We start from the raw sequence: 6,046 nt of genomic DNA, 5'->3' as shown, positions 1-6,046 counted from the left end.
CTTCACACACGCAGCTCTGGTCCGGGCGCTGTCGTTCAAGGAAAGAAGATGAGCGATTTCTAATTGCATCCCGAGAAACTGCGATTCCATTTTTCTGTTGGAGCGCCCTATGTAACTTGAACTGGAAGCGGTTGTCCGATAAAATACTCTGGCTTCTGGCACGAAGCAGGTCCCATCGCTTGCGATGATAACGCGGCAGAAATACTCCCCGTCTTCCCCGGTTATCAGTCGCGCATCCCACGGTCCTGCCGCCTCGGTTAGTTCACGACTGGCGAGCCAGGTCGCCGGATTCATGTGAGCGTTATTTTCCCACTTGCGCACCAGCCATTCCAACGGGGAGAGATTAGTCCATAGCGGCGTTGGGCTGAATCGCGCCCGGCACGCCCGGTACATAAAGTATCCCCATGCACAGGAGAACAGCCTCTTGTTGCCGGACTGCTCACCCGACACTTTCATTTGTGATGCGATTTTGTCCGAGGCAAGCAGATCGTCCGCATCTAGCCATTGAATGAACTCGCCCTGACAAAGCTGGAACGCCCGATTTCTTGCAATGGAACCGCCCTGGTTCTCCTGCGTGATAACATGGACATCCTTTGATGCAAACTGCCGTGTGATTGAAAGAGTCCGGTCACGCGAACCGTCATCGACGATGATGATCTCTTTTCTTGGCCAGGTCTGTGCCAGTGCGGAGCGTATAGTATCAGCAATCCAGCGCTCCGCGTTGTAGGCCGGTATGAGAATAGAAACAAGAGGCGTCATCAAGTCGGACTACTACGGGACAGTTAAGTTAAGGGTTAAGGGTTGAGACTTGAGCGGCGACGAGCTGATGCTGCCGGCGAAGCCGCAAGCGATCAAATTCTGCCAAAGCCATGCCAACTATCTGATCCATATTGTAATAGCGGTAGGTGGCGAGTCTGCCGACGAAGGTTACGTTCCTTTCCAACACGGCGCGCTCAGCGTACTTAGAGTAGACAGCTTTTGCGTCCGGAGCTGGAATTGGATAGTACGGCTCCCGGCCAGGTGCGAAATTTTGGGGATACTCGCGCACGATCGTAGTCGACGGCAGGTTTTGCCCCGTTGCATATTTGATTTCCACAATGCGAGTAAACTCGTGATCGTTAGGGTAATTTACTTGCATTGCCGGCTGGAAATATTCCTGTGACAAGGTTTCCGGTTCGAAGCGGAGTGAACGATAGGGCAAGCGACCGAAGCAATGACCAAAGTACTCATCAATTGGGCCTGTGAAAATAAGGTGACCAAATCGCACATGTCTACGCACCTCACGGTAGTTGGTGTTTAGCCATACCTCGATGTTTGGGTGCGAAAGCATTTTCCGGAACATGGCTGTGTAACCGTCTTTTGGCAGCGCCTGGAATTTCTCTGAGAGATAGCGATCATCACGATTGGTGCGGATCGGAATCCGCCCGCATACGCTTGGATCCAGCCCTTTGGCATCGCGTTGCCATTGCTTACGCGTGTAGTTTTTGAAGAACATTTCGTAAAGTTTCCATCCTACTTGGGAAACGATCACCTCTTCCGAATTCTTCGCATTGTCGGTAGGCACGCGCCACTGCGCGAGTGTAGCCTCCATCTCTTCGGTGTTCGACGGTCTCCCGATGAGTTGCTCGAAGGTATTCAAGTTAATGGGGAATTGCCAGAAGCGACCGTGCGTCCACGACAAGATCTTGTATTCAACTTTGTGCCACTCGGTGAACTGGCTCAGATAATCGATAATGCGCTGCGAGTTTGTGCGAAAATAATGTGGTCCATAGGAGTGAACTAACACGCCCGCCGTGTCGTAATGGTCGTAAGCGTTGCCGCCGATGTGATTACGTCGCTCGACGACTAGACAGGTTTTGCCAAGCTGGGTCGCGATTCGCTCGGCCAGCACCGAGCCGGCAAAACCCGCACCGACAATAAGGAAATCGAAAGTCATTAAATTGAACTAACCCTTAGCAGGCGGCCTATGGCCATTAGCCAAGGGGACCGCCAATGTCGGGCCTTATAGTTATAATGTTTAGAGACGAGGGGCTCGGAGACGGAGGGCAGAGGACGGAGCGCGGATACAGAATGCAACGTCAGAGATCAGGAGCCAGATGTCACAAGGATTGAGTAGACGGCGGTTCTCATGCCAACTATCACCGAGGCGGCGGTCAGCTCGTGATGCGAGTTCGTCTGAAGCAGTTTTGCGACCCATTCTATCTTGATCGTGTTGGAGACACTTCGGTTCCTGATAATCGGTCGCCTGCTGAGAATGGTAGGTGCCTGGTTAGGAGTGACGTAAGCAATCCTCATGATTCTTGTAGCTGAGGCCGAAGCCCTTAAAGGCACTCGTAGCCTAGTCGCTCCATTAATGCGCCGGCGATCCCGTTTATTGCACTAATGTCGTGGCGTGACAAGCGGCCGATACTTCTAGAGTTGAAGTTGCGCAATGGGGACTGAGTATTGTCGATGTTGGGGGAGTCCAACGAAGCTAGGACCCGGGTATCAAATGGCTGGGAAAGGTCTAGGAACGATGCCAACTTTACTAGATACTCTTCGGGTCGGGCACACAGGTCTTCGTACCGAAACCATAGAGAGTGTCGGAGGTGCGGAATGTCATTGAACAGATATTCGTTGGCACGTCGCCAGTGCTCCGCAGCATGCTCGATTGTTCGTCCGATACGGCGCCGCGTTCCTTCACATACAGCGTAAGGATGCCGGACAATTGCAACAAATCGGCTGGGTTCAAAATTCTGTTGCAACCAGCGCGCACGCAACGTATTCGGAGGACTCTTCTCTAACAGGATGCCTGGTCTGTCCGGATAATACCAGCTCCAGTCATAGCGCGCCCTTAGAGCAGGACCGGATGGGCTTTCCTCGGTCCACCGGAATACATCGCAACGCAGCGAAAAAGAGCGTGTAACGCCATATTGGATTCCCCTCGGTAGCGCCTTTGTCAAAAAGTGTCCCTCGGCCGGCAGTGTGCGAACGGACGGATGGGATTCCAAAATCTTCGCCAATGCTGTCGTCCCCGAGTTGTTAACCCCAAGAACAAACAGCCAAAAGTTCTCGCCGAGCCGAAGACGGCGATCTACCCATCGCGACAAACACGTAGTAGGGCATAACGTCCAAAGCATGTCTCTAAACGCGTTTCGAACTCCGGGCACCATGAAACCTTTCCTCATTTCGTCAGCTATCGCCGAACCCGCTTGATGCTCGGCTCACCAACTGGTCGATCTCCCTCGTGCTCACGTAGGGCCGAGTAAACGGCTGTTATGATTGCCGCTATCCGGTCCCACGAATACCGCTCGTTGGCGTAGGCTTTAATCTCCGCCCTATGGGTTTCAAGGTTTGAGAATAATTCGCTGTTAAAGTACGCCTCGATCTTGCTAGCCAGATCAGATGAATCCTGCGGCTTAAAGACAAAGCCGGTCTCGCCTTCGATGATTTCTTCTCTCAAGTTCCCGACGTCCGCAGCGATGGCAGGCAGTCCAAAGCTGTACCCCAAAAAGAGAACGCCGCTCTGAAATACACGGGTGTAGGGAAGGACCAAAACATCGGCGGCCTTGAAATACAATTCCGTCTCCTCGTCCGGCACATATTCGATCTTCTGGATAACACGATCCCGGACGTCGGCGGCTATCATCTTCTCCTCAACGAACCGCCAATATGTCACGTCTCCCTTGGGCCTTCCGACAATCAGCAAACGATAGCTGCGATCCCGCCCGACGAGCTGCGCGAAGGCATCAACCAAATATTCCAGCCCTTTGTAAGGCGCGATATTTCCGAAAAATAGCATCGTATTATCCTTCGGGTCGATTCCAAGCTGTTGCCTTGCCTCTTCTCTCGAAAGCGTCGTCTTCGCGACCGTGTTATTAATTCCAAACGGAATGACGCTTACTTTTCTCTCTGGAATCTGAAATTCCGATACCAACTCGCTTTTCATCGCATCCGTATGAACAAAGATGTGATCGAGCAGCTGATACTGAATTTTCAGCGAGAGCCGATTTAACCAGGAATCGTTCAAATCGCGTTTGCCCGCATTCACGTTGTGGGCGGTAAACACAATTTTTTTTCCAAGTAACTTGTAGTAAGCCATCAGCACGGTGCGGTCGAATAGCTCAAATTTATTGTTCCACAGTAGGTGGAAGAGCTTTGGTTGCGCCGTTGCCGCATAGCTAATGAGTTTTACATAATACTTTAATACTCGCCACGCTTTAGCGAAAGGGCTGACATCCGGCCGTTGATCCCCTCGCAAGTTCAAAAAATTCATTCGCGAATTGGTCACCACCTCGGGCACGCTCAAATCGTCGCTGCCGATGAAATCCACGAATATTCCCACTGAAGTCAATGCTTCTGCCATGCCAAGGGCGTAAGGCTTGTCTCCGCCACCGGTCAGCAAGGCGACGCGCAGAGTCAGACAACCGGTGACGGACGATGGAGGGCCGCTCTCTCCGGTCTTCAGTCCTCCGATCTCTGACCTCTGACCTCCCACCTCTGCCCTCTGACTTCTGGCTTCTGATCTCCGATCTACCTCTGAAAACGCGTTCATACTGTAACCTCTTGACGAGCAGCAGGTGGCGCAGCGCTTTCAAGTTGAGCCATTACAGCATCGAATACTTGATCCACGCTTATAGCTGTCGTGGCGCGCTCGTCGTAGCCGCGTTTATAGAAAAATTCCTCAAGGAGTGGCGAGACTATTTTCTCTTGCATGCCATAGTCATAAATCTCCCAGGGACTCGTGCAGGTGAAGAGCGTGACGCAGGGAGTTCTGGTACCAAGAGCAAAATGCATCGGCAGACTGTCGCCGCCAACCAAGCATCGGTGATTTCTGACATCAGCCAGGTGCTCGAGCAATGATCGCCTTTCAGGGAGAATATTGACTCTCAAGCCCGCCTCTTCGAGCGCCTCCTTCAATTCCCCGTAGTAAGCCCATTTCTTCATCGGCCAGACGTGGCCGGCATCGGCCGCTATGGCGATATCGCCTGAGAGCCGTGTTTCGATTGAATTCGGAAGCAGGTACGGATCGCCAGCAAACCGCAGCCCCAGCCCTTCAAAAATTAGCTCCTGATAGGTCTGCCGGTTGAGCAGCTTTAGTCGGTCAGCCTCTTGCCGGCCATACGAACTAATCAGGCTGAGGTCAAACCAGTGCTTCGAATTGTCGGTGTAACGCAGGCGATTGGACGAATCGGCGTAGGCGCCGAAGATCTCGGCCGGCCTGACACTTTTCAGGAAATGAGCGACATCAAGAGTGTCTTCGAGGTTTATGGCCAAATCGTACGGAACGTCCAAGGCTCGCGCGCGCGTCTCCCAAGGGAAATGACGCAGATTATCCGCCAGGCCGTCCAGCAATACGCAGTTTTTTGCCGCCGTGACCCACGTGACCGAACCATTCAACCTGCGCAAAAGCGGTGTCGTGCGGACAACGTCTCCAGTAGCGCCGAGCTTGATGATCAATACACTCATGCCAAATAGACTTTCGTAGAAATACTTACAAAGCTGAAACGAGCGATCCCCAATCAAACGAAGTGTCCCCGCACCGTTATGATTGGCGGGTTTGTCAGACTAGGTTTCCCGTAAGGCAACGGCTCGCCATCGAGTGAGTAAACCCCTCCGCCTGCCGTTTCAACGATGCATTGCGCTGCCGCTGTATCCCACTCCATCGTCGGCAAATCTCGGAGGTAAATATCGGCTTTAGCTTCCGCCACTAGGCAGAACTTCAGCGAGAGACCCATCGCTCTAATCTAGGATGGTTTACGCGCGCCAACATCGCACTAACCAAAGGGCCAGCGTGGTCCTTACTAGCCACGATAGCAAACTCAGAGGAATCGATTTTTCTTGTAGAAATCGGCGTTGCTGGTTCACCGCGGGTTTGTCGCCAGGCGCCCAATTCGTGTCCTCCGGAGTAAGTAAGTTTAATCGGACTAACGCAGGTGTGTTTGGAAGCGCCGCCAACGTCGACCAGGCGGACATCAAGAACTGCGTGATAGGCGTGATAGCCCAGTGTTTCGGGCATAGACAACATCATTTGATTGCTTTCCTTCACAATTCGTCAGCTCAATCG

General features: G+C 52.6%; 6 protein-coding genes. All 6 read right to left on the bottom strand.

Annotated elements, in window-relative coordinates:
• Positions 1-759, bottom strand: a 759-nt coding sequence (locus DMG62_23445) for a glycosyl transferase family 2 (protein ID PYY20506.1), incomplete at its 3' end; no start/stop codon positions are given.
• Positions 760-787: 28 nt separating this feature from the next.
• Complete coding sequence (gene glf / locus DMG62_23440) at positions 788-1,936, bottom strand: UDP-galactopyranose mutase (GenBank protein PYY20505.1); 1,149 nt, start codon at positions 1,934-1,936, stop codon at positions 788-790.
• Positions 1,937-2,321: 385 nt separating this feature from the next.
• Positions 2,322-3,167, bottom strand: coding sequence for a hypothetical protein (locus DMG62_23435; GenBank protein PYY20504.1), 846 nt, complete (start codon positions 3,165-3,167; stop codon positions 2,322-2,324).
• A gap of 8 nt (positions 3,168-3,175) precedes the next feature.
• Positions 3,176-4,534: a hypothetical protein gene (locus DMG62_23430; GenBank protein PYY20503.1), complete on the bottom strand. Its 1,359-nt coding sequence runs from the start codon at positions 4,532-4,534 to the stop codon at positions 3,176-3,178.
• Positions 4,531-5,448: a hypothetical protein gene (locus DMG62_23425; GenBank protein ID PYY20502.1), complete on the bottom strand. Its 918-nt coding sequence runs from the start codon at positions 5,446-5,448 to the stop codon at positions 4,531-4,533. The genes DMG62_23430 and DMG62_23425 overlap by 4 nt, the downstream gene beginning before the upstream one ends.
• 53 nt (positions 5,449-5,501) lie before the next feature.
• Complete coding sequence (locus tag DMG62_23420; protein ID PYY20501.1) at positions 5,502-5,726, bottom strand: hypothetical protein; 225 nt, start codon at positions 5,724-5,726, stop codon at positions 5,502-5,504.
• Between the last annotated feature and the right edge of the window lie 320 nt (positions 5,727-6,046).

It is taken from the genome of Acidobacteriota bacterium, assembly GCA_003225175.1.
Classification (GTDB): Bacteria; Acidobacteriota; Terriglobia; order Terriglobales; family Acidobacteriaceae; genus Gp1-AA112.
This window is presented reverse-complemented; position numbering and strand designations above follow the sequence as displayed.

Excerpts from the sequence above, each read along its gene's own strand:
- glf (PYY20505.1), bottom strand. The coding sequence starts at position 1,936 with ATGACTTTCGATTTCCTTATTGTCGGTGCGGGTTTTGCCGGCTCGGTG.
- DMG62_23435 (PYY20504.1), bottom strand. The coding sequence starts at position 3,167 with ATGAGGAAAGGTTTCATGGTGCCCGGAGTTCGAAACGCGTTTAGAGAC.
- DMG62_23430 (PYY20503.1), bottom strand. The coding sequence starts at position 4,534 with ATGAACGCGTTTTCAGAGGTAGATCGGAGATCAGAAGCCAGAAGTCAG.
- DMG62_23425 (PYY20502.1), bottom strand. The coding sequence starts at position 5,448 with ATGAGTGTATTGATCATCAAGCTCGGCGCTACTGGAGACGTTGTCCGC.